26 protein-coding genes are annotated in these 22,347 nt (G+C 43.4%); 16 read left to right on the plus strand and 10 right to left on the minus strand.

Annotated elements, in window-relative coordinates:
* Positions 1–115: 115 nt before the first annotated feature.
* The 3 genes from tyrS (at position 116) to FNC98_RS02200 (ending at position 2,493) form a co-directional block, all read left to right on the plus strand.
* A complete protein-coding gene (tyrS, locus tag FNC98_RS02190; protein ID WP_143579723.1) occupies positions 116–1,315 on the plus strand; it encodes a tyrosine--tRNA ligase in 1,200 nt (399 codons plus the stop codon).
* Positions 1,316–1,533: 218 nt separating this feature from the next.
* Entirely contained in the window at positions 1,534–2,100 is a 567-nt protein-coding gene (locus FNC98_RS02195) for a DUF4136 domain-containing protein (RefSeq protein ID WP_185968034.1), read from the plus strand.
* Positions 2,101–2,157: 57 nt separating this feature from the next.
* Positions 2,158–2,493, plus strand: a complete 336-nt coding sequence (locus tag FNC98_RS02200; RefSeq protein WP_143579725.1) for a ribonuclease E inhibitor RraB — start codon at positions 2,158–2,160, stop codon at positions 2,491–2,493.
* An 18-nt stretch (positions 2,494–2,511) separates the two neighbouring features.
* On the opposite strand, the gene FNC98_RS02205 is transcribed toward FNC98_RS02200, so the two are convergent.
* The 5 genes from FNC98_RS02205 to FNC98_RS02225 form a co-directional block, all read right to left on the minus strand.
* Positions 2,512–3,189, minus strand: a complete 678-nt coding sequence (locus FNC98_RS02205; RefSeq protein ID WP_143579726.1) for a trimeric intracellular cation channel family protein — start codon at positions 3,187–3,189, stop codon at positions 2,512–2,514.
* A 7-nt stretch (positions 3,190–3,196) separates the two neighbouring features.
* A complete protein-coding gene (locus FNC98_RS02210) occupies positions 3,197–3,625 on the minus strand; it encodes a rhodanese-like domain-containing protein (RefSeq protein WP_143579727.1) in 429 nt (142 codons plus the stop codon).
* Positions 3,626–3,749: 124 nt separating this feature from the next.
* Positions 3,750–4,457, minus strand: coding sequence for a 5'-methylthioadenosine/S-adenosylhomocysteine nucleosidase (gene mtnN / locus FNC98_RS02215; protein ID WP_143579728.1), 708 nt, complete (start codon positions 4,455–4,457; stop codon positions 3,750–3,752).
* Positions 4,458–4,593: 136 nt separating this feature from the next.
* Positions 4,594–5,223, minus strand: coding sequence for a dUTP diphosphatase (locus tag FNC98_RS02220; RefSeq protein WP_143579729.1), 630 nt, complete (start codon positions 5,221–5,223; stop codon positions 4,594–4,596).
* 63 nt (positions 5,224–5,286) lie between these two features.
* Positions 5,287–6,024 (minus strand): helix-turn-helix domain-containing protein, encoded by a 738-nt coding sequence (locus FNC98_RS02225; protein WP_143579730.1) that lies wholly within the window; start codon positions 6,022–6,024, stop codon positions 5,287–5,289.
* Positions 6,025–6,198: 174 nt separating this feature from the next.
* On the opposite strand from FNC98_RS02225, the gene FNC98_RS02230 reads away from it, so the two are divergent.
* Positions 6,199–6,597 carry a hypothetical protein gene (locus FNC98_RS02230; RefSeq protein WP_143579731.1) on the plus strand — a complete coding sequence of 133 codons (399 nt, stop codon included), beginning with the start codon at positions 6,199–6,201 and terminating at the stop codon, positions 6,595–6,597.
* Positions 6,598–6,602: 5 nt separating this feature from the next.
* Positions 6,603–7,418, plus strand: a complete 816-nt coding sequence (locus FNC98_RS02235; protein ID WP_143579732.1) for a DUF2145 domain-containing protein — start codon at positions 6,603–6,605, stop codon at positions 7,416–7,418.
* Positions 7,419–7,575: 157 nt separating this feature from the next.
* On the opposite strand, the gene FNC98_RS02240 is transcribed toward FNC98_RS02235, so the two are convergent.
* The 5 genes from FNC98_RS02240 to FNC98_RS02260 form a co-directional block, all read right to left on the minus strand.
* Positions 7,576–8,925, minus strand: a complete 1,350-nt coding sequence (locus FNC98_RS02240) for a dicarboxylate/amino acid:cation symporter (RefSeq protein WP_143579733.1) — start codon at positions 8,923–8,925, stop codon at positions 7,576–7,578.
* Between the two features lie 18 nt (positions 8,926–8,943).
* Positions 8,944–9,393, minus strand: a complete 450-nt coding sequence (locus tag FNC98_RS02245) for a YaiI/YqxD family protein (protein WP_185968101.1) — start codon at positions 9,391–9,393, stop codon at positions 8,944–8,946.
* Between the two features lie 16 nt (positions 9,394–9,409).
* On the minus strand, positions 9,410–10,033 hold the full coding sequence (locus FNC98_RS02250) for a CAP domain-containing protein (protein ID WP_260680413.1): 624 nt from the start codon (positions 10,031–10,033) through the stop codon (positions 9,410–9,412).
* A gap of 153 nt (positions 10,034–10,186) precedes the next feature.
* A complete protein-coding gene (locus FNC98_RS02255; protein WP_143579735.1) occupies positions 10,187–10,852 on the minus strand; it encodes a cytochrome b/b6 domain-containing protein in 666 nt (221 codons plus the stop codon).
* A gap of 21 nt (positions 10,853–10,873) precedes the next feature.
* The gene (locus tag FNC98_RS02260; RefSeq protein ID WP_143579736.1) at positions 10,874–11,311 is read right to left on the minus strand and encodes a cytochrome b562; all 438 of its coding nucleotides are present in this window, start codon (positions 11,309–11,311) and stop codon (positions 10,874–10,876) included.
* 266 nt (positions 11,312–11,577) lie between these two features.
* Between FNC98_RS02260 and rnr the strand changes: the two genes are divergently transcribed.
* The 11 genes from rnr to rplI all read left to right on the plus strand — a co-directional run bounded on the left by rnr (position 11,578) and on the right by rplI (position 22,314).
* Positions 11,578–13,995 carry a ribonuclease R gene (rnr, locus tag FNC98_RS02265; RefSeq protein WP_143579737.1) on the plus strand — a complete coding sequence of 806 codons (2,418 nt, stop codon included), beginning with the start codon at positions 11,578–11,580 and terminating at the stop codon, positions 13,993–13,995.
* A 71-nt stretch (positions 13,996–14,066) separates the two neighbouring features.
* Positions 14,067–14,825 (plus strand): 23S rRNA (guanosine(2251)-2'-O)-methyltransferase RlmB, encoded by a 759-nt coding sequence (gene rlmB, locus FNC98_RS02270; protein WP_143579738.1) that lies wholly within the window; start codon positions 14,067–14,069, stop codon positions 14,823–14,825.
* A gap of 155 nt (positions 14,826–14,980) precedes the next feature.
* Positions 14,981–16,018 carry a DUF2235 domain-containing protein gene (locus FNC98_RS02275; RefSeq protein WP_143579739.1) on the plus strand — a complete coding sequence of 346 codons (1,038 nt, stop codon included), beginning with the start codon at positions 14,981–14,983 and terminating at the stop codon, positions 16,016–16,018.
* A 638-nt stretch (positions 16,019–16,656) separates the two neighbouring features.
* Complete coding sequence (locus FNC98_RS02280; RefSeq protein ID WP_143579740.1) at positions 16,657–17,160, plus strand: hypothetical protein; 504 nt, start codon at positions 16,657–16,659, stop codon at positions 17,158–17,160.
* A gap of 631 nt (positions 17,161–17,791) precedes the next feature.
* On the plus strand, positions 17,792–18,811 hold the full coding sequence (locus FNC98_RS02285; protein WP_143579741.1) for an ankyrin repeat domain-containing protein: 1,020 nt from the start codon (positions 17,792–17,794) through the stop codon (positions 18,809–18,811).
* Positions 18,812–18,940: 129 nt separating this feature from the next.
* The gene (locus tag FNC98_RS02290; RefSeq protein WP_143579742.1) at positions 18,941–19,330 is read left to right on the plus strand and encodes an energy transducer TonB; all 390 of its coding nucleotides are present in this window, start codon (positions 18,941–18,943) and stop codon (positions 19,328–19,330) included.
* A gap of 317 nt (positions 19,331–19,647) precedes the next feature.
* The gene (locus tag FNC98_RS02295; RefSeq protein ID WP_143579743.1) at positions 19,648–19,938 is read left to right on the plus strand and encodes a hypothetical protein; all 291 of its coding nucleotides are present in this window, start codon (positions 19,648–19,650) and stop codon (positions 19,936–19,938) included.
* Between the two features lie 938 nt (positions 19,939–20,876).
* Positions 20,877–21,230: a 30S ribosomal protein S6 gene (gene rpsF, locus FNC98_RS02300; RefSeq protein WP_143579744.1), complete on the plus strand. Its 354-nt coding sequence runs from the start codon at positions 20,877–20,879 to the stop codon at positions 21,228–21,230.
* 66 nt (positions 21,231–21,296) lie between these two features.
* Positions 21,297–21,605 carry a primosomal replication protein N gene (gene priB, locus FNC98_RS02305; RefSeq protein WP_143579745.1) on the plus strand — a complete coding sequence of 103 codons (309 nt, stop codon included), beginning with the start codon at positions 21,297–21,299 and terminating at the stop codon, positions 21,603–21,605.
* 10 nt (positions 21,606–21,615) lie between these two features.
* Complete coding sequence (gene rpsR, locus FNC98_RS02310; protein WP_136734056.1) at positions 21,616–21,843, plus strand: 30S ribosomal protein S18; 228 nt, start codon at positions 21,616–21,618, stop codon at positions 21,841–21,843.
* An 18-nt stretch (positions 21,844–21,861) separates the two neighbouring features.
* On the plus strand, positions 21,862–22,314 hold the full coding sequence (gene rplI / locus FNC98_RS02315) for a 50S ribosomal protein L9 (RefSeq protein WP_143579746.1): 453 nt from the start codon (positions 21,862–21,864) through the stop codon (positions 22,312–22,314).
* The last annotated feature ends 33 nt before the right edge of the window (positions 22,315–22,347 follow it).

Below are 22,347 nucleotides of genomic sequence, written 5' to 3' on the forward strand. Positions count from 1 at the left end.
TTAAACTATAACAAAAAAAGCAAAATCCACATAACTTTTACACTTAAATTGCCCGAAAATATACAGTAGAATTGTAACCAATAGTGATTTATTCGAATTCAAATGAGACAACTTAATGACCGATATCAACAAGGCGTTTGCTGAGATTAAACGTGGCGCCGAAGAAATATTGCTTGAAGATGAGTTATTGGAAAAGCTAAAAACCGGCAAGCCGTTAAAAATTAAAGCTGGCTTCGATCCAACCGCGCCAGATTTGCACTTAGGTCATACGGTATTAATTAATAAACTGCGTCAATTTCAGCAGCAGGGCCACGAAGTCATTTTCCTGATTGGTGATTTCACCGGCATGATTGGTGACCCTACGGGTAAAAATGTTACTCGTAAGCCGTTGACTCAAGAAGATGTGCTTGCCAACGCTCAGACTTACAAAGAGCAGGTATTCAAAATTCTTGATCCAGCGAAAACCCGCGTTGAATTTAACTCTACCTGGATGGAGAAGCTAGGCGCTGCTGGCATGCTTAAACTTGCTGCTCGGCAAACGGTTGCGCGGATGATGGAACGTGATGACTTTAAAAAACGTTTTAAAGAAGGCCAGTCAATTGCTATTCATGAGTTTATGTATCCACTGGTGCAAGGTTGGGATTCCGTAGCATTAGAAGCCGACGTTGAATTGGGTGGAACCGATCAAAAGTTCAACCTGTTAATGGGGCGTGAGTTACAAAAGGCCGAAGGCCAACGCCCACAAACTGTACTTATGATGCCATTGCTTGAAGGTCTTGATGGCGTTCAGAAAATGTCAAAATCCTTAGGTAACTATATCGGTATCACTGATTCGCCAACGGAAATGTTTGGTAAAGTGATGTCAATTTCCGATGATCTGATGTGGCGTTATTACGACTTATTGTCGTTCAAAGAACTTGAGGTAATTGAAGGTTACAAATCTCAGGTAGAGCAGGGTGCAAATCCGCGCGATATCAAAATTGAATTAGCCAAAGAGCTAATTGCCCGTTTCCATGATCAGCAAGCAGCTGATGCGGCGCATCAGGAGTTTATCAATCGTTTCCAAAAAGGCGCGATGCCTGACGATATCCCAGAAATGGATATCGCCACGGAAAATGGTGAAATAGGTATTAGTAATCTGCTTAAAGAAGCGGGATTAGTATCTTCAACGTCCGAAGCGATGCGTATGGTCAAGCAAGGCGCGGTTAAGCTTGATGGTGAAAAAGTTACCGATAATAAACAGGCATGTTTAGCGGGCACCACGGCGATTTACCAGGTAGGTAAACGTAAGTTTGCCAAGGTTACCCTGAGCTAATTGTAATTGCTTATAGTGATTCTTAAAGCCGGCGTTGCCGGCTTTTTAATTGCCTGTAAATTAGTAAAACAATTTTCGAATCATCTGAAATTACTAACCTGAATTTGCATATAATCGTTAAAACTTATGTCATAGGGCGATTTGCGAGACACTCAGTGAGTGATTAATTTTAGGATTTGGTATAAAGTAAAAACTAGGGCAACAAATTAAGAATAACATTGAGTTACCGTCGATCTCCCCTGCAAATTATCTTCTCCTGGCTTTTTTTGTGCCTGTTAATAACAGGCTGCTCTAGCCAGCCTAGTGCACAATACAATGCGGATTATGACTTTGTTGATATATCCAGCTATAGCCTGTTCCCGCGCCACCATGAGTTCAATGATGTGCAACGATTAAGTGATTTTCAACGCAATCGCATTGAGCTTGCTATTGAGCATGCTATGGATGAGCTGGCGTTTTCCTATACGGAGCAGGACGAAGCTGATGTGGTTGTTAGCTACTTTCTGGTACAAACCAGTTTGCAGGAGTTGAAGAACTACAATCGTAAAGTAAAGGCTTGCCTTATTTGTACAGAGAAAGAGCAGCGCAGCCTTAACAGGAAGATCCGTACCGATATGTTAATTATCGATTTGATTTCCACCTCAAACATGCGCTCGGTTTACCGTCAGAGCAGTCCGTTGAAAATGAAGCCGAAAAACACTTCCGACGAAAATCGTCAGTTGATTATTGAAGCAGTTCAGGAATCTTTACTGGATTTATCTAGACTCAGAGCGAACAGCAAGTAGTTGTCCCATCGGTGGGTTTGAGTATAATGGCGGCAATTTATATAAACGAGACAAACTATGACCATTCCTAATGATGAAATTGGCTCGGTATTACTGGATATGCAGGATGCTGGTATGGATTTGAGTCAGCCTGTGGTTGTTGAATTTTTTCAGCTGTTTGAAGTAAAGGATAATGCTCAGGCAATGGCAGACTTTTTGAAAACTCAGGAAGAAGTCATTGAGGTTAAATTGCACCCGGATCAAACCCCTGAGGTTTGGGATGTGGATTGCACGGTAAAAATGATACCTAGCTATGACAATATCCGCGTCAAAGAAGCGTACTTTGAAAAACTGGCGCGCCAATATGATGGCTATAACGATGGCTGGGGTGTACATTTCGACGAGAGCGAATAGTCGCCTCGTCTGACTGGCTTAGTGTTCCTCTTCATCCTCGTGACCACGCTGGTTATGAACATCGTCATCGTCATCGATAGAAAATGCTGGTAACGAAAATCCCCAATAAATGGCAGCTAGCCTTAACATCAATCCACAAGCCATCGCTACAAACAGCGAAAAGTTTTCACTTAATCCCAGGCCATCAAATATAACGAATAAACTGGCGGAAAATAACGCGACAACCGCATAGAATTCGCGGCGCAGTAATAACGGGATTTGATTACATATAATGTCACGAATTATCCCCCCGGCTACACCTGTAATGGTTCCCATGATGACTGCCATCAGTCCGGTCATTTGATAATCGAGCGCTTTTTGTGCACTTAAAACCGCAAACATAGCCAATCCAAAGGCATCAACAACCATTAATAATCGCATCGGTACGTGGCTAGGCCGCCGCACAAATAACATGGTTACCAGGGATGTTATGACGATAGAGTATATGTAGTCGTTTCGCGACAGCCAGAATACTTCAACTCCCATGATCAAATCACGTATAGTACCGCCTCCGACTGCCGTAACCGCAGCAAGCACCATGACTCCGAAAGGATCGAGGCGATAACGCCCAGCAGTTAACGCACCAGATAATGCAAACGCCACAATCGCGATAGAGTTTGAATACTCGATAAAAGCCGAGATGTGGTGTTCTTCCATCGCGATATCAGTCTATAGTTTCAGTGTTAATCGTCTCTTCTGTTAAGGGTAGCTTATTGGCCTGCCATTGCTGAAAATCTCCCTGTAAATGGCTGACCCTTTGAAAGTTATTTTTGTTGAGGGCATCTATCGCGATTTGTGCCCGACGTCCGGAGCGACAATACACCACAATATTTTTATCTTTATATGGAGCTAGCAGGGAAATGTTCTGTTCGATTTGTTCGTGAGGGATGTTGACCGCACCAGTAATGTGACTCTCGGTAAACTCTTCAATACTTCTGACATCGAGCAGCAAAAAGTCTTCGTCACTTTCCAGCATCACCAACAACTGACTTTGTGTCGTTTCCTCGGATAAATCGGTTGGGCTAATAGGTAGTTTTTCGGCACAGGCAAACAGAAACAGCGCTAATAGCGCCAGAGAAAGCGGCTTTTTCATGTTCACTCCCTTATTGGCAAGCTTAACTTGAAGTTTAATGGTTAGTGGCGCATATTACCACCGAAACCCATTGAAGTGTTACGGCGGCGGATGATAAACCGGCGGTTTCCGAATTGCTAACGCCCTATAAGGTCTTGTCTTTTAGCGCATTTAGCATATTCAGAACAATTTGTGATGAATTAACCGACGCCGTCTCAAGGTAGGCTTCAAATGATGTCGGTGATTCTTTACCAGCAATATCTGACATTGAACGGATCACTACAAATGGCACAGAAAACTGATGACAGGTTTGCGCGATCGCCGCGCCTTCCATTTCTACCGCAGCCATGGTTGGGAAATTTGCGCGCGCTTTAGCGATATCTTCGTCTTTAGTCATAAAGGTATCACCCGTAGTGATAAGTCCAGTGAGGGTCTGGATACCTTCTAGCTGATTAATTCCTGTTTGTGCCGCTTCTACCAGCGTCGGGTGCGGAATAAACGCTGCTGGCATTGCCGGGAGTTGACCAATTTCGTAACCAAATGCAGTTACGTCGGCGTCATGATAACGAACTTCTGAACTGATCACGATATCACCAACTTTTAACGACTGCTCAAAGCCGCCGGCGCTACCAGTATTTACCACGTAATCTGGAGAGAACTTATCAATCAATAAGGCGGTCGCAAGGGCAGATGCAACTTTGCCGATGCCCGATTGTACTAAAACTACGTCAGTACCCTCAATGGTGCCGCTGTAGAAGGTGTAACCCGCATGGGTAGATTCCACTGGATTTTCCAGTTTCGATTTCAAAATAGCAACTTCGGGCTCCATCGCCCCAATGATACCGACTTTCATGCAATGACCTTTGGAAATTAGTTAAGTGTGCGGATTATAAAGTATTGAGCCACAAAAGGTGAGAGCTAGGCATAAAAAAAGACCCGAGGTATATTGCTCAGGTCTTTTCGTATGAATTATTGTTTTGCTTGTTTGCTTAAGCTGGGTAGGCCGCTTTCAAGCCGTTGTAGACCTGCTGCTGGAAGTCGCTGGCGCTGCTATCCAATGAGTCGACTAAATCGGCTAACACTTCATTGTCCTCTTTACCATTCCAGACTTTGATGTAAGTCCCATCTTTATAGCCATGATCCTGGCGGAAGAAGTTAAGGGTGTTTTTACCTACATACTGGCGGAATAGTTCGTCCAGATCCATTTCCATCAATTGCAAACAGGCAGCGAAACTTGGGCCATCGAAACGCTGCTCACTAACTGCTGCGCCCGCTAACACCTCTAACACTTTTTTAAAATCATCACCCGCTAACGGTTGTTGAATTTCCGTCGCCAGGGTTTCTGCGATTTTATTGGTATCTGCTTCCTGCATTAGACGTAAACTTAATCCAAAGTGGAAGATATCAACCAGTTCAAGTTGTACTTGTGGCACGTCACATTCCTGATGCTTCCACCATTTCCAACCGTGATGATCGAGCATTTCTGCACATTCTACCCAGATTGCGCGATACCACTCAAAACCGTTTTCGCGCCAAGTTTCGCTGACACGTGAATTCATCGCATCTTGCATCGTTAACATTTGTTTTATTTGCGTTACCGCAACGGATAAATCAGCCATATTTGAAGTAGTCCATGTCCGTTTTAAATTTCGCTATAGTGTGCCTGAATTAGGCGGTAATTGCTATGTGTCCCGACGCAGTTTCCGGAAGGTGGAAAGCTCCCATGGACGCATGGCTAAAAGCACGCCGATATTCTGTCTGTCGGATGGGGGAATATGACTGTCCTGTTGATTCAATTCTGCGCATTCCTGTTTCAGGTATTGAAGTTTTTTCTTAATCAGATTGATACTCGAAGCGCTATAGCTGCCTCTTAAGTAAAACCGAAAAGCATGATCATCCTGAAAATCGGACATCAGAAACTTATTCATTACGTCATTAGCAATAAATCGTTCCAGTGGACCGCGATTAATCCACTGAAAATCCTGAGCGATAAGAAGCTTATAGTGATTGTTCGGCAACAGCTGAATCATGTTTAATTTATCGAGACGCACCATTAATCGTACCGCCTCAAGAGGCTCTATTTGATATTGCTCGATAATTTCCTGGTAACTCCAGCCATCGCGGACGCAGGCGGCAACCAATAAAAGCCTGGGATCATCAACCAATTCCTGCTCCTGCTCCAGGGTTAACTGGGAGATTTTCTGTTCTTGCTGCTCTACCAGAAGAAAAAAGTCCGACAGGCTAAGTTCCAGTAATTGGCAAAGTTGTTCGAGGCGATCCATGGTTAGCTTTTGCTGCGAAAAGAATCGCTTTACATTGGCTTCACTCATCGAAAAACGCCGGGCAATATCGGCATAGGTTAAGTGTTGCTGTTTTAGCAGCTTTTTAAGCAATTGCATTGTCTTGGGAATTTGTGACATGTCTTATTTTCGCCTCAAGAAAGTTCAATTCTTATCAAAAGTACATTTTTATAATACCTTAGGTTGAGATTAACACGACGTTAACATTGTTGGTATACATAATTGCATTCCCCTTCCATAGTTACCGTGCTTCATCGATTGAAGTAGATAACAAACTTTTAGAAGGAAACCATTATGAAAACTCTAACGATTATCTCAACTATCTCAACAATGATTCTGGCATTGATGTCTGGCTCGGCAATTGCGGCTGGCGGTGTATCTGAACATTCCGGGCAAGCGGGTAAGCATACTAGCTTGGCGGTATCCAATGCCGGTGTTGCCAGTGGCAAAGCCGTAAGTGGTGTGGTGGCGGTGCCGTTAACCGTGCTTGGCGTGGCTGGTAACGCCAGTGGTAAAGCCGGCGATGCGTTAATGACCAATGCCATTACTACCGAACCCTTGCTTATCAGCGACCTTACGGTTACCTCATCTCCGGTAGAAACGGTTAATGCCGATCCAGCGCCAAATGTCGTGATCAACATTGACAATCAACAGGCCAATGTCGGTCAGCAAGACAATGATGGTCAGGAGTAATACTGATGCGAAACTTATCCTGGATTAAATCAATAGCACTTGGCTTGATATTAAGCCTTTCGATTAACAGCAGTTGGGCTGGCAGTGCCAGCCCAGAGGATAATCAACATGATGTAGAGGTATTAAAGTCTTTTGCGAAGAACGTGGAGCGTTACGCCGCAGAGCAGGGAGCCAGAGCGTTTATTATCGGCAGAGTTGGCCGACCTAAATCGCAATTGCCAGACGGAGTAACATTTACCCATGCGGCAATCGCTGTGTATTCGCAAATACAGCTGGATAATGGTGATAAGGTGCAGGGTTACGCCGTTCACAACTTATATACCAAGGAGGATGATAAGAGTAAGAGTGAGTTAGTTACCGATTACCCGATAGATTTCTTCTGGGGTGTGCATGAGCTTAAAGCCGGGATCATTATTCCTGAGCCGGCGCTGCAGCAAAGGCTGATACAGGCGATTGCCCGGGGTGACAACGTTAAGGTACATAACGCAGAGTATTCGGTAATGTCGAATCCGTTCAATAACGAATATCAAAACTGTACCGAGCATACGTTAGATCTGATTAATGCCAGTATTTATCAGACGACCGATATGGCGAAGCTAAAAGCCAATGCCGAAGCGCATTTTCAGCCGCAACGGATAAAAACCAGCCCTATAACCTTAATGCTAGGCTCTGCGTTTATGAAGGATCTAACCATGAAAGACCATAGTGGTAAGATTTACACGGCAACATTTACGTCAATCGCACGCTATTTAAATAACAATAACCTGATGAGCGAAGCGGTATTGCTGGATGAAAATGGAACTGTCGAACAATTGCTGTAGCCTTCTCAGAAAAGCCAATATAACTATTCTTTTTCCGGTGCTTTAATTAATCATCAATAGGCACCGGAGAAAGAATTTTCGACAGTGAAACTCTTACCAATTGTCGAGCATAGGCTTGGTTGCACATTCAGCCGGTTATCGGGTTAACATGGTGAGGCTAAGTTTTCTTATTGGGCACAGCACTGTCATCATTGATAAAGCGATTCATTACCGTTGCCGCTGTCATATCGCCCGTGACATTAACCACCGAGCGGCCCATATCTAATAACCGATCAACACCTAAAATCAGCGCCATACCTTCAACGGGCAGTCCCTGACTGGCTAATGTTCCAGCAAGTATTGGTAGAGAAGATGAAGGAATGCCGGGGGCACCAATCGAGGCGACCAGGCTTAGCAAGACGATAGTCACCATTTGTGTGTTGGTTAAATCAATACCAAATGCCTGAGCGATAAATAGCACCACAGTCGCCTGATACATAGCCGTAGCATCCATATTAATGGTGGTACCTAATGGCACGATGAGTCGACTAACCTGAGGTTTGACGCCGTGCAGGGTTTCGGTAACTCGTAAAGTGACAGGCATGGTTGCACTTGACGATGAAGTCGCTAATGCCAGCGCCATCACTTCCCGGCAATTCTTCAGAAATGTCATTGGAGATTTGTTGGCAACGAGGGCAACGAGCACAAGGTACAGTGCGATGATACACAACAATCCAATGAGAACATTGGCGAAAAACATCGACACCGCACTAATTGCTCCTAACCCTTTAGTAATAATGACATTGGCAATCAGGCCAAACACTACAATCGGGGTGTATTTCATTAACCACAATACGATAGTCATGCATAACGACTGCACACTTTCCATTAATTCAAGTAACGGTCGCGCGCTTTTTCTGTCCATGTGCAACAACCCAAAGCCAAAAATAATCGCCGCAACGACAACCTGAAGCATTTGGTTTTTGCTTAAATGGCTAAACACGTTATTGGGGAATATGCCGGTAATGATGCCAATCAAACCATTTTCAGTAAGGTCTAGTTGTTTCATATCGGGATTCGTCAGGCTGCCCAGATAATCTGAGTTCATCACCGCGCCTGGTTGGATCCAACCTGCTAATAGAAAGGCTAATGCAATCGCTATTGTGCTAGTGAGGAGAATGTAAATAACGCCAAAGCCCAGGGTTTTAATAGCTCTGACATCATTGGAACTGGCGATACCCAATATCACCGAGCTGAGCACCAAAGGTAACACGATAAATTTCAGTAGCATCATAAAAATAGTGCCGGGTAATGCCAGCCACTGACCGATAGATTTGGCCGTAGCGCTGTCGATAAGAGCAAGGTTTTCACTAAATAGTGTGCCAACAGCGAAGCCGAGAATTAGGGCAATTAATACCTTGAACCAAAGCTGTTGACGAAATTTAGAGGGGGTGGTTTGTTGTATTTCTGACATGTTACGGATACGGCATTGTTGTTTTTTATAAGTTAACGCCGTTTGTCGACACATGAAAGCGTTCAACCGCTTTTATTTTCGGTGTTGCTGTAAATATCTATCCAGTTGATTGGCAAACTGTTGTTTATCAGCCGCAGATAAAGCCGCTGGACCGGATGTCTGTACGCCACTGGCACGCATAGTGTCGTAAAAGTCGCGCATATTAAGGCGAGCACCGATATTTTCTTTACTGAATAGTTCACCTCTGGGGGACAGTGCGATTGCGCCTTTGTCGATGACTTCTTTTGCCAAGGGAATATCCTGAGTGATCACCAGATCATTTGCTTGCACCCTGCGCACGATTTCATTATCTGCCACATCAAAACCAGCACTTACCTGAGTAAAGTGTATGTATCGCGATGGTGGCACCCGCATTGAGTGATTAGCCAGTAATCGGGTTGGAGTCTGGGTACGATCTGCCGCTTTAAAAAGTATCTCTTTTATGGCTACCGGGCAGGCATCGGCATCTACCCAGACAGTTATTGGTTGGCTCGGCATGTTAGAAACCCTCCTGATTGTTATCAGATTCTAAGACAGGATCAAATATTGATTTATTGGGGATCTGCTCTTTGGTAAATTCACTTTGTTGATCAGGACTATCGCCTTTACTCACGTACACCACCCAGTACTGAACATGAGGAGCATTCTCATCAAGGAAAAATCCGACACCAATTTCATCCTGTTCCCGGTAAAACGGTAACTCGCCAAGCAAATGCTGGCGGTGCGCATCAGATAGCTTAAACGCTCGCCAGACTTGTTCCGCAGAGCTGTAGCCACCAGCGATGGCTTCTACCTGATTACTCATCATTCCCCCATAATAGTTCGGTAACTGATAACCGCCATTTCTAAGATGGGAGTTAGGGCTACCATTTAAGTTATGCATCACTAATCCTCTTTCAGCCATAACCTTGGCTTTTTCTAACGCCAGCTTTGTTAATAATCCATTGCAACGAAGATGAGGACGCTGCTGTTGAGGATCATTTGCGATTAATGTCACCAAAGCTTCCGCTTCCGGAACATTGCCACATTGTTGCGGTTGCGCTGCTGATGGATTGGCCAGAGAGACCATGCATACACAGTAAAGGCAGGAAAAGATAGAGATAAATGCTGCGGGTATTTTCATGGGGATTTCAAGGTTACTGCTTCATTGAGGTTTCATTGCAACACAAGCTTAACGAAATGCAAAGGGGAGTTATTGATTTTATGGGAAATTTTATTGTTAGCGACAAAAAGGCAGGCAATCTGTCGCTAACTCTTTGATTGCAGTATCTGTGGTTTAGTAGCTAGAGAAGTTCAGACCAAAGTAGTTAACCACCGCGGCTAGCAGTAACCACACGGTGATCGCAATCAGGCCATTCTTGAACCTTATCTCATTGTCATTTACCGGCAAGGCTTTTTGTTTCTTACGACCGGTAATAATCGCGCCAATGACATTATCGCCACGGATAACATGTAAGATGCCAGCGAGTGCATGAATAGCAATCAATACCAGCAGTACATCAAACAGGGTTTTGTGCCATGACACCATAAATGACGCGGTATCTTCACCGACAAAGGCATACAGTGGCCCTTCACTGAATACATCGTCAGAGCTGAACAATCCGGTGGTAAGCTGTAAGCCTAAGGTGAGTAATAATGCCATAACCATATACGCGCCAACCGGGTTATGGCCAACATGTGGACGGGCAATGTCATTGCAGCGCCAGGCCTTAAATACGGTTACCGGCGATTTAACAAAGTTAACGAACCTTGATGTATGACTGCCAGCAAAGCCCCAGAATATCCGGGTTAGCCAAAGTGCAAGCAGGGTAAAACCCGCAATAAAATGCCATTCGAACATCCCTTCTTCACCCGTATACCAAAGCAAAGCCAGCAAAATCAGCTGGCTCAGATGGTAAACTCGGGTAAAACTATCCCAGATTTTTACAGTATTACTCGACATAAACTTAAATTAACTAACTAATTAGTCTTCACAATCCATTTTGTAGGCTTTATGGCCTTGCTTACTGGCTTTACCTATTTTACCTAGTGCCGCTTTGCGCTCATCATCGTTTGTCGCTTTGCCTAGCTCTTCAACCGCGCCTTGTAAAAATGCCATACCTTTTTGATACTTTTCAAAGTCAGCCTGCTGTTCAGCGCTTAACTCTTTGTTATCTGAGATTTGTAGTGGGATTAAGTCATCACTTTTATCGATGTTGGCAAGTAGGTCTGTTACTACTGCGTTCATCGCTTCAGTATCGCCAGCTTTCATCGCTTTTTTATAAGCTTTCATGTTGTCTTTCATATCGCCCATGATGTCAGCAAGTTCGGTTTCGCCGCACATCGGGTGTACGTCGTTTGCCATCGCTTGTGAAGAAAATGCAACCGCACAAATTAAGCTGGAGATTAATAACTTTTTCATATTTCGTTCTCGTTCTAATTAAAAGAATTCTGCTTAGAGGGCAAATTTATACAGGTCTTACCTGGAATATTCAATACTATTCATAGGTTATATTCGACGCTTCGTCTCGAAGCAAAAAGTTTTACATTTATACAAAGTTAGGTGATAGCAACCTATCTACGATATACTGTTGAAAAAGTTTTCCTACGCACACGGCGACTTATGACGAGTCATTGTCAGTTACCTCAGTTGCGCTGTTCTCAACTTGGATAGGACGTTCGGACATAGTGAAATCCAAAGATCCCCACTTTAGCCGCGAGGCACAAAAATACGACAAGCCAATAGCCAGTCGAGAATTCCTGGTGTCTTTGATTGAAGAAAAAGGCCATCCGCTTACCTTTGTCCAGATATGTAAACTCCTGTCCTACAAAGACGAAACACAAAAAGTCGCCCTGAAAAGGCGATTGCGGGCGATGGAAAATGCCGGGCAATTGGTTTTTACCAAGTTTAAACAATATGCAAAAGCGAGTGAAGCCACGATTATTACCGGGGAAATTATCGGTCATCGTGATGGTTTTGGGTTCCTAAAGCCCGATGAAGGCGATAAAGATCTATTTATCCCATTCCACGAAATGCGCAATGTGATTCATGGCGATATCGTTGAAGCTCGTGTTGTTGAAGGTGTCGATAATAAGGGCAAGCAGGAAGTTAAAATCCTGGATGTATTAGTGCCGAGAAAAGAAGGCATTATCGGTCGTTTATTTGTTGAGCATCAGACTCTGGTTGTGGTTCCAGAAGATGCGCGAATAACTCACGAAATCATTATTCCCCAGGACAAACGTGGTGCCGCCCGACATGGCCAGATGGTGATCGTTGATTTATTACAACGGCCATCGAAACGTTCTTCTGCCATTGGTAAAATCACCGAAGTTCTGGGCGATCATATGGCCCCAGGGATGGAAATTCAGGTTGCCATTCATCAGCACGATTTACCCCATACCTGGAGTGATGAATTGCTGGCGGAAACCTCGAGCTTAACCGAAGAAGTACCTGAATCGGCAAAGCAGGGACGAATTGATTTAACCAAGCTACCCCTTGTCACCATCGATGGCGAAGATGCCCGCGATTTTGATGATGCGGTTTATTGTCAGCCGAATCCATCAGGCGGTTGGCGATTGTGGGTTGCTATCGCTGATGTCAGTTATTACGTTCGCCCAGGGACGGCTTTAGATGGTGAAGCCATAAAGCGCGGTAACTCGGTATATTTCCCGGAGCAGGTGATCCCGATGCTGCCGGAAGTGTTATCAAATGGATTATGTTCGTTAAATCCTCATGTTGACCGCTTATGTATGGTTGCTGAAATGACGGTGAGTGCGCGTGGTAAGTTATCCGGCGCGAAATTTTATCCTGCATTAATGCGCTCCCATGCACGTTTCACCTATACCAAAGTGGCGAAGATTTTAGATGGTGATGTTGAGCTTCGAGAGCAATATCAGGCCCAGGTAACAGATTTAGAAAATCTGCATAAGCTTTATCATTGCTTAGTACAAGCTCGCCGTAATCGTGGTGCTATCGAATTTGAAACTGAAGAAGTTCGCTTTATCTTTAATGCTAATCGCAAGATTGAATCGGTTGAACCTGTGGTTCGTAACGATGCTCACAAAATCATTGAAGAGTGCATGATTCTGGCCAACGTTGCGACTGCCAAGTTTATTGAAAAACATCAAAAACCCGGGTTGTTCCGGGTTCATGACAAGCCCAATGAAGAAAAATACGGCAATTTACTAGGTTATCTGGGCGAGCTCGGCATTCAACTGGAGAAAAAGAAAGACCCAGAGCCGGCGGATTTTGGCGATATCATTGATAAAATTAGTGAACGCCCGGACCAGGAACTGATTCAAACCATGTTGCTGCGCTCGATGAAGCAGGCCGTTTATCAGGCGGAAAATATTGGTCATTTTGGTTTAGCCCTACAGTCCTATGCCCATTTCACCTCACCGATCCGACGGTATCCGGATTTAGTCGTGCACAGAGTGATCAAATCGATTCTGGAACAACAACAAAACGATAAGGTTAATGTCGGTTTTTACGAATATGACTTGGGGCAGGTGACTGAGCTAGGTGAACACTGTTCGATGACAGAGCGTCGTGCCGATGAAGCCACCCGTGACGTAGCAGACTTCTTAAAATGTGAGTTTATGCAAGATCACGTCGGTGATTCATTCATGGGTGTTATTGCTACGGTGACTAATTTTGGTATGTTTGTACGGCTCCAGGACTTTCACATTGAGGGGCTGGTACATATTAGCTCTTTAGGTCAGGACTTTTTCCATCATGATGAAGTGCGGATGTGTTTGATTGGCGAAAATAGCCGGGTCAAGTATCATGTCGGTGATATTATCGAAGTGCAGGTGGCAGCGGTTAATATTGACGATAAAAAAATTGATTTAACCATTAAAGATCCCGTTAATGGCGGTAAGGCCAAATCAAAAGGCAAAGCCAAAGGTCTGCGACGTCGGACTAAGCCGGGGGCGGGTGGTTCAAATACGACCTCTCAAGCCAAACCAACAAACTCCAGAGGGCAAGCAGATAAGGATTCTGCGAATAAACCCGCAGATAAACGAGGACCAAAGGCCAAAAAAGGCAGTGTAAAAAAACGCCGAAGTCGCCAGGGAAAAAATGCTCGCAAGAAGACGTCGAAATAACCGCAGAAAAAATAACAACGCCCTGCAAAACGACATAATATTGATATATCAAAGGTAATTTAGTAACAGATATGGCAAAACACGACGAACTTGTCTTCGGTATCCATGCCGTAAACGCGTTAATTAAACGCGCACCAGAGCGGTTTATTGAAATCTGGTTTTTAAAAGGCCGCGAAGATGAGCGCCTGCTGCCGATTATTAACCTGGCGCGCAAATATGGTGTGTCAGTGCAGTTTGTGCACCGTAAAGCGCTTGATGATAAAAGCCAGGGAGAGCAGCATCAGGGAGTCATTGCTCGGGTAAAACCCGGTAAGACATACACCGAAAACGATCTGGACGCTATTATTGAAAACGCTAAGCAATCGGGAAAGAATCCTTTTCTACTAATTCTTGATGGGGTTACCGATCCGCATAATCTCGGTGCTTGTTTGCGTAATGCCGATGCCGCTGGTGTCGATGCTATTGTTGTTCCAAAAGATAACGCTGCACGCATTACTTCCACAGTAAGAAAAGTCGCCGTAGGCGCCGCCGAAACAATTCCGTTGGTACAGGTAACGAACTTAGCCCGCTCAATGAAAGCCATGCAGGAACTTGGTGTCTGGTTAGTGGGTACTGCCGGAGAAGCACAACAATCGATTTATGATTGCAAACTTACCGGCCCAATTGCCTTAGTGATGGGAGCTGAAGGTAAAGGCATGCGCCGACTGACTCGAGAAACCTGTGATGAGTTGGTAAAACTCCCTATGGCTGGGGCGGTTTCAAGCTTAAATGTTTCCGTTGCCTGTGGTATCTGCCTATTTGAGATTGTTCGCCAGAATCTAAGTTCATAATCACCTTGAGCCCCTCTCGTTGCGAAAGGGGGGCAGGGTGGTTGACAACATTAACGACTTTGCCCTCTTGGTATTTACCTCTCCATCTATCTGCTTTTATTGAGAAACTTATAAATCTGGGTACACTAATGTTATGGCTCTTTGAGAGATTACTCATGGCAAACATTATTATCTGTGCTGATGGTACCTGGAATCGACCTGAAGAAGACTTGCAAAAAGACTTCCCTACCAACGTATTAAAACTGGCACGAGCAATTTCTCCGGGTAGCAGTGAAAATAAACAACACGTATTCTATGACTGGGGTCTGGGTTCCTATCACAACTCTGCCGGCGCGGGCGCAACTGGCGCAGGTATCCATAAAAACATTCTCGATGGTTATCGTTATATCGTGCAAAACTACGCGGAAGGTGACCAGATTTATCTGTTTGGCTTTAGCCGTGGTGCCTATACGGTAAGAGCATTAAGTGGATTAATAAACAATTGTGGAATTTTAAAGCGCCAACACGCAAACCGTATTAGTGAGGCCTGGCAAATCTATAAAAGCCCGGTCGATAAAAACAATCCAAAAGGCGACCACGCCAAAGCTTTCTTTAATGATTACTGCCATCCATCAAAACATATCCACTTCGTTGGTGTCTGGGACACCGTCGGAGCCTTAGGGATCCCGTTTAGCTTCATGGGCTTATTTGAAAGTCATGATGAGTTTTACGATACCAAGATGGGATCGAACATTAGTTTTGCCCGCCACGCCCTGGCAATCGATGAGAAACGTCAGGATTTTGAGCCTACGGTTTGGGTACCAAGACCAGGCGTTGATTTAAAACAGGTTTGGTTTGCCGGAGTGCACTCTGATGTAGGCGGTTCTTATCCGCCTGAGAAAGATACGGGGCGGGTGGCCGCAGATACGCCTCTAGCCTGGATGTTAAAAGAGGCACAAGCAACGGGTCTTGAGCTTGAACCTCATATCAATGAAGAATTAACCGATGGTACTCTGGCTCCCATTCACCGTTCTCGAAAGCATGTGTATCGGGTAAAGAAACCCTTAGACAGGCCCTTGCTAATTGCTGATAAGCCAACCTTGATTCATCCTAGTGTAAAGTCGCGCTATGAAAGCGACAGCAGCTATCGTCCGCCGCAATTGCAAAAGCTGGTTGAAGACTTGGGCTGGGATGCATTACCTGTTGGGGAATAGCTGTTTAGTTTTCTCGCTTTTCCGATGCAATAGAAATGTTGAATGACTCTGGTTGGCATAGATTTGACGTCAATAGTTTGAAAAGGTTAATGTCTCTGATGAGCGATAAACAGCCGTTTTAGACTTATAAAAATAATTAATTGAGAATGAAATGCATAGAGTATTGTTACAGGTCATAGTGCTAATAGCATGTTCGATAGTAATTAGTTTTAAGTTGAATTCAACTCTAGAAACTTACCTGGATTCTCAATTCCAGCAAGAGCAATCAGGTACTGAACTCGCGAAAGATCTTAGAACAGGAGAGGTTCAATTAACCACGGAACAACTTGCTGACTTAATTGAAGTCAGAAGCGCACGTACATTGGAAATCCACGTTCCCAAGCTATTTGTAAACATTTCCACTGTAATTGTTCTGAGTATGCCGTTAATTTATCTATTTGGGTACTTGGCTGGGCGAAGAAACTATAAGAAACGAAGTCTTGAAAAAACTTTGCTGAAAGCCGAAGGGCAGGATTGAGCGATCTGCAGCCGTTGATGTTTTGGAAAGCTGTTCTTTTTTAGCTGCTGAACTTCGAGCTTTCTTCCACACCCAAAAATATGCGCAACTTGCGTACTATAAAATTGTTAGCGACTTTACGATGAAGTTACCTATTAAGTTAAAACCAACAAAAGCTACCATCAAAAATTCTATTTTGTTTACAAGCCTGATGATAAACACACTATTCTTTGGTGCGCTATTTTATAAGGTCGGGAATATTACTGATATTCTAAATAACGGTGAACTTCTCATTGTGATGTTTCTCGTTCCTTTTGGAATAAGTATTGTATTTGTTTGTGTAACTCTTCTTTCAGCACGAGCAGCACGAGTTGAAATTCATGAGGAAGGTATCGTCCAAAATGGACTGAATAAATATGGGTTTAAAAACCTAATTCCTTGGGGAAGTATTTTAGATGCATCCGTGTTTAGGTTCAAAAGTGGAAGGTTTTTGAAACTAAGGGTTAAATACAATAGAAATGTACTATCGAGAAATGGCTCAAAGGCTATTGATACAGCTAGCCTACTTCTTAGCATACAGCTTTCGCCTTATTCAGACTCTGAAATATTGGAAATAATTAAGTTAGCTAAATTTGGTCGTTACTAACAAGATCACTATGGCAGGGGCGTTAACGCACCTCAAAACCAACGTATATTTGCAATAGCTAACGGGCGGCTGTTGGCACATTTGCGACGTCGCCATAAATAACGTAAATTATTGAAACATTGCTAGTCGCGAGCGGCTGGTGTGAGCGAATCAGAGACATTCCGGTTCGTTAGTTTTTATATTGAAGAGAAGAGTTTCCGGCAACTAAAACATAAGGATCATTGAGTTGTTTACAGGTCTAATAATTTATTCAACAGTTGTCGGTTTTGTATTTCATAAGCGCAGTATCTACACACGCCTTGTAGGGACAGGTGTATTAACTTACTTAGTGTTCTTCGCCTATCTAACATTTGATGTTTACTACTACAAAACCTACGAGCCTGAAATGATTATGGCCTCGCTCATTGAGGCGACAGTTACAAATTTGATTGTTGTACCCGTGTCATTTTGTATTGGCTCAGTTATTTTGTATATTAAACCCAAGCTATTCAGTGGTAGCTTGAATAAGTAGGCACCAGGGGCTGAAATGAGCGATCTAGAGACATTCGTCACGTATAGGTTTATCTCTAATTGTATTGAACTTTAATTACGGAAAAAGCTTAAAGAGAGGGATAATTCCTCAAGGATTAGGATGAATTTTATTTTTAAATTGGACTCTAGACTAATTACTAAAACGCATGCCTGCTTAGCTATCGCGCTATTATCACTTTCCTTTATTTCTGAAGGGACTTCCCTAAAACCAGAACAGATAAATTTAGTAAATCCACCCTTAGATTCAATACAGAAAACTTCTTGGAACGGATACCCTATACTGATTCATCGAAGAACTCCGGCACAATTAAAATTAATTCAGGAGTCTTTTGAAAACACTCCAGATAAGCGTGACCGTTTTACTTATTATCAATCTATTGCAAGGGTACGGGGCAATGAATTTGCTAGCGCGATTCGTCAGTTCACAGAACAATATATAACAGAGAATAATGTTTACATGAGCGAGAACCCTGAATTTGGAATTTATAGTATGTCCAGCCCCATATTAGGCTGTTCTGTTTCCAAAACAGACGGTGGCTTTATGGACCCATGTAATGGTGTTAGCTTTGATTATGCGGGCAAGGTTGATAATCACTCTGGTTACAGCAATCTGAGGCTTATGGTGCCTCCACATAAGATAATCGATAATCGTTTGGTTTTTATAGATGATTTTGAAGGGGTGGAAATTATCGATTTTACTCCGGATATTTTGGCTATGAATGTTCCCGATATTACCAAGGCCCTTTACGCTGTTGACTGGGAACGTTTAGACATTTTAAAGTCGATCGTTGAATCGTCCCCAGAAGTTGTAACTGAAACAAATTCTCATGGTTCCAATTTACTACATGCGTCTGCTGCCCATGAGACCACGCTCGAATATCTCCTTAGTCTCAATAAAATCAATGTGAATACAATTAACGAATCTGGCTATTCACCTCTTTTACTAGCTGTAATGATCGGCAACTATAGGAATGCGAAAACGCTGCTGAATCATGGAGCAACGATTGAAAGCTACTCTTTGGGTGGCAGAACGGCGGCTTCGTTATATGAATATTTAACCGTTGAAAGGAATCATTCACCTGCACGCGCAGACAAAATTATCGCCGAGTTAAAGAAATAAAATAGCTCGTCAATATACATAATTACAATCCGTCAGTTGTAATTGAATTACTCGATTGACGTTAACAGTAAGAAACGGTTAATGTCTCAGAAGAGCGAGAAGCAGACGTAAAATGAATAGGAATAAGTTGTGAAAATAATTATAAAAACAGGGTTACTTTCAGCCTTTTTACTACTCTCAGGGTGTCAAACAACATCTGAGAAAACAAGCAGTGTTTCTCCTGTGATTGCGAACGCAATTGAGAATAGAGATGAGATAAAGCCAGTCGTACATATTGAAGCAATGTATCCGAAAGATGCTTTTGAACAAAACATAGAAGGATATTGCCGTGTCTCTTTCGATATTAAGCTTAATGAATCGAGTAAACCGCATAATATAGAAGTTTTAGAATGCTCGCCAAAAGGCGTATTCGAACAGAGCTGCATAAATGCTGTGAAAAAGTGGTTCTTCATTGCCACAAGTGAAACCGAGTCTCCTAAGGGGCTAATTACCACATGCAAATTTGAACTAAGTTCATAAGATATTTATAGGCAGTCGTGATCGGCTGATTGGAGCGATCTGCAGTCATTCAGAATTCCCCCAAACGAGAATTACTAAGAATTCTAAGTAATTCCTGACGTTTATCGAAAATCTAGCTAACCACCTAAAATGAAAGAAAATTCTCAACCTTTCATGAGAGTGATTACTAAGCCTTCTCAGTAATTTCCGCGAAAACTGGCACATTGGCGCTTGGATGATTTTTAACTGATTGAATTTTAGTTTCTTTCTGGTAATTTAAGGGGACCAAAATAGACGGGAATTACTAAGCCGTCTACATAATAAACTGTTAGGGATATATGAATAATAAGCTCAGTACTTCAGAAAAAGGGCTATATCGTCGAGTTGATGAAATCCTATTTTACCTTTGGGATCCTATAGGTGTTTGCGATATACCGATGGCTCGTGATGAGTACCAATCCTATTTACCGCAAGTTTTTAAATTGTTACTTAACAACTCGAAAGATCATGAGGTTTCAGCTTATTTAATTAAAGTAGAGTCAGGCTCAATGGGAATGTCCGCAAATAGTAAAAAGGCACTTGAAGTTGCTCGCTTACTCATTGAAACTAAAGAGGCTTTGTTGGAGTAATATCCCTAACAAGTCGTTTAAAAAAGGACAAAAAACTGTTGGCTTTTACTCCTTCGTCGCTTAATTTTAGCCAACAATTTTATTGCCTCTTAACGAGGCGTTATCACCTCGAAACCAGCGTATATTAGCAATTGCTAACGGGCAGCTATTGGCACACTAGAGACATTCGGCCCTAGCTAAGATTCCCGGTAGTATCAGGGAATGACGCAAAGTTTTTTGATGCATTCTTCCACCGAAAATTGCTCCTGCATTTTCGGCATATAGGCCAATCCCTGGCCAAAACCTCCCACCTCCCTCAGCGAAGCTTACCTCACTCGAAGCGACGTTTTTTTGTCGCGTACCCGGAGTATCGTTTACGATACATACTCAGGGAGTTTAAACTCCCGCTTGTGGCACACTAGAGTCATTCAGGCACTTTGAAATTCCATCCCGAAAAACGAGATTACGGCCGTCGCCGCAATGACGAATTTCGACAGCGTCCTCACAGAAAATTGCTCCTGCATTTTCTGCATATAAGCCATCCATGGCCAAAACCGACGGAGTCCTCTACGACAACGTTCTCTTCGACGCTGTCCTCTTCTAAAGAAAGTGGTAACTTCGGCTTATGGCACACTAGAGTCATTCGGCTCTAGCTAAGATTCCCTGTAGTATCAGGGAATGACGCAAGGTTTTTTGCTTTTTACTCGAAGCGACGTTTTTTGTCGCGTACCCGGAACAATCTTTGATTGTGTACCCGAAGTGACGTTTTCCGTCACGTGCTCGAAGCATCGCTTGCGATGCGTTCTGAAGAACTTCCAACCCCCGTTTCACTTTTACTTGCGTTAGCTGACTATTTTCCCTACAATACGCGACCTTAATTCAGCCTTAATATTTTGTTCCTTGCCTTTATACTGGTGATGGCTGAGCCAGCAAGAGGCTACAACCGTAAGGAGCTCGTAATGCGTCATTACGAAATCGTATTTATGGTTCACCCTGATCAGAGTGAACAAGTTACTGGTATGATCCAACGTTATACCGACCTGATCAAAGGCGCTGAAGGCCAGATCCACCGTCTAGAAGACTGGGGTCGTCGTCAGTTAGCTTACCCAATCAACAAGCTGCACAAAGCTCACTACGTTCTTATGAACGTTGAAGCTCCACAAGCTGTGATTGATGAATTAGAAACTTCTTTCCGTTATAACGACGTTGTTATTCGTAACATGATCATGCGCACTAAAGGCGCGGTATCTGAAGCCTCTCCAATGGCTAAAGAAGACCGTCGCGATGAGCGCCGCGAAGCTAAAAAGAAGTGACTACTGAAGCTGCTCCAGCACCTGAAGCAAAAGCCGAAGAAGCTGCAAGCGAAGAATAGTACTTAAGTGACTGATAATTGTCTTGAGTTGACAGGTGAGGTGGTTAAACCACCAAAGTTATCAACCAGCCCCGCCGGGATTCATCATTGTCAATTTGTGATTGACCACAAATCAGTGCAAACAGAAGATGGCTTAACCCGTAACGCATTTGTCAGAATGCAGGTGGTGGCAACGGGACAATGGTCACAAAGCTTAACTCGTGATTTAACTGCAGGCTGTAACGTAAAAATTCGTGGCTTTATTAATCGCCATGAAAGCCGAAATGGCAATCCCATTCTGGTGTTACATGCCCAACAGATTGAAATGATTAATTAGGAGAAATTAAATGTCTCGTTTCTTTAGACGTCGTAAGTTCTGTCGCTTCAGCGCAGAAGGCGTAAGCGAAATCGATTACAAAGATATCGCAACGTTGAAAAACTATATCACTGAAAGTGGTAAAATCGTTCCTAGCCGTATCACTGGTACTTCAGCTAAGTATCAACGTCAACTTGGTCGTGCGATCAAGCGTGCTCGTTACTTATCTCTATTACCATATACTGATCTTCACAAGTAACCTAAAGGGGCTGTTAAAATGGAAGTAATTCTTCTAGATAAAATCGCCAAATTAGGCGGCCTGGGTGATCAGGTAACTGTTAAGTCTGGATATGCACGTAACTACCTTCTACCTAAAGGTAAGGCTGTTATTGCATCAAAAGCTAACGTTGAACACTTCGAAGCACGTCGTGCTGAACTTGAAAAGCAATTAGGTGAAGTTTTAGCTGCTGCTGAAGCTCGCGCTGCTAAGCTTAACGAACTAGCTGAAGTGACTATCGCTTCAAAAGCTGGTGACGAAGGTAAGCTTTTCGGTTCTATCGGTACTCGTGACATCGCTGACGCGATCACTGAAGCTGGCGTAGAAGTAACTAAAGCTGAAGTTCGTTTGCCTCTAGGTACAATCCGTGAAACTGGTGAGTTCGAAATCGCAATTCACTTACACGCGGACGTTGACACTGCTATCAAGCTAGTTGTTATCCCAGAAGCATAAGCAACTAAAGTTGTTTAAGGAAAAGCCGGCAAT

It is taken from the genome of Thalassotalea sp. PS06 (assembly GCF_007197775.1).
Lineage (GTDB): Bacteria > Pseudomonadota > Gammaproteobacteria > Enterobacterales > Alteromonadaceae > Thalassotalea_A.

Coding starts and splice junctions, on each gene's coding strand:
- FNC98_RS02295 (WP_143579743.1), top strand. CDS start 19,648: ATGAATAATAAGCTCAGTACTTCAGAAAAAGGGCTATATCGTCGAGTT.
- rpsF (WP_143579744.1), top strand. CDS start 20,877: ATGCGTCATTACGAAATCGTATTTATGGTTCACCCTGATCAGAGTGAA.
- FNC98_RS02280 (WP_143579740.1), top strand. CDS start 16,657: ATGAAGTTACCTATTAAGTTAAAACCAACAAAAGCTACCATCAAAAAT.
- FNC98_RS02255 (WP_143579735.1), bottom strand. CDS start 10,852: ATGTCGAGTAATACTGTAAAAATCTGGGATAGTTTTACCCGAGTTTAC.
- rpsR (WP_136734056.1), top strand. CDS start 21,616: ATGTCTCGTTTCTTTAGACGTCGTAAGTTCTGTCGCTTCAGCGCAGAA.
- FNC98_RS02250 (WP_260680413.1), bottom strand. CDS start 10,033: ATGAAAATACCCGCAGCATTTATCTCTATCTTTTCCTGCCTTTACTGT.
- FNC98_RS02230 (WP_143579731.1), top strand. CDS start 6,199: ATGAAAACTCTAACGATTATCTCAACTATCTCAACAATGATTCTGGCA.
- FNC98_RS02210 (WP_143579727.1), bottom strand. CDS start 3,625: ATGAAAAAGCCGCTTTCTCTGGCGCTATTAGCGCTGTTTCTGTTTGCC.
- FNC98_RS02225 (WP_143579730.1), bottom strand. CDS start 6,024: ATGTCACAAATTCCCAAGACAATGCAATTGCTTAAAAAGCTGCTAAAA.
- FNC98_RS02205 (WP_143579726.1), bottom strand. CDS start 3,189: ATGGAAGAACACCACATCTCGGCTTTTATCGAGTATTCAAACTCTATC.
- FNC98_RS02285 (WP_143579741.1), top strand. CDS start 17,792: ATGAATTTTATTTTTAAATTGGACTCTAGACTAATTACTAAAACGCAT.
- FNC98_RS02235 (WP_143579732.1), top strand. CDS start 6,603: ATGCGAAACTTATCCTGGATTAAATCAATAGCACTTGGCTTGATATTA.
- FNC98_RS02220 (WP_143579729.1), bottom strand. CDS start 5,223: ATGGCTGATTTATCCGTTGCGGTAACGCAAATAAAACAAATGTTAACG.
- rplI (WP_143579746.1), top strand. CDS start 21,862: ATGGAAGTAATTCTTCTAGATAAAATCGCCAAATTAGGCGGCCTGGGT.
- FNC98_RS02200 (WP_143579725.1), top strand. CDS start 2,158: ATGACCATTCCTAATGATGAAATTGGCTCGGTATTACTGGATATGCAG.
- FNC98_RS02240 (WP_143579733.1), bottom strand. CDS start 8,925: ATGTGTCGACAAACGGCGTTAACTTATAAAAAACAACAATGCCGTATC.
- tyrS (WP_143579723.1), top strand. CDS start 116: ATGACCGATATCAACAAGGCGTTTGCTGAGATTAAACGTGGCGCCGAA.
- rlmB (WP_143579738.1), top strand. CDS start 14,067: ATGGCAAAACACGACGAACTTGTCTTCGGTATCCATGCCGTAAACGCG.
- mtnN (WP_143579728.1), bottom strand. CDS start 4,457: ATGAAAGTCGGTATCATTGGGGCGATGGAGCCCGAAGTTGCTATTTTG.
- FNC98_RS02260 (WP_143579736.1), bottom strand. CDS start 11,311: ATGAAAAAGTTATTAATCTCCAGCTTAATTTGTGCGGTTGCATTTTCT.
- FNC98_RS02275 (WP_143579739.1), top strand. CDS start 14,981: ATGGCAAACATTATTATCTGTGCTGATGGTACCTGGAATCGACCTGAA.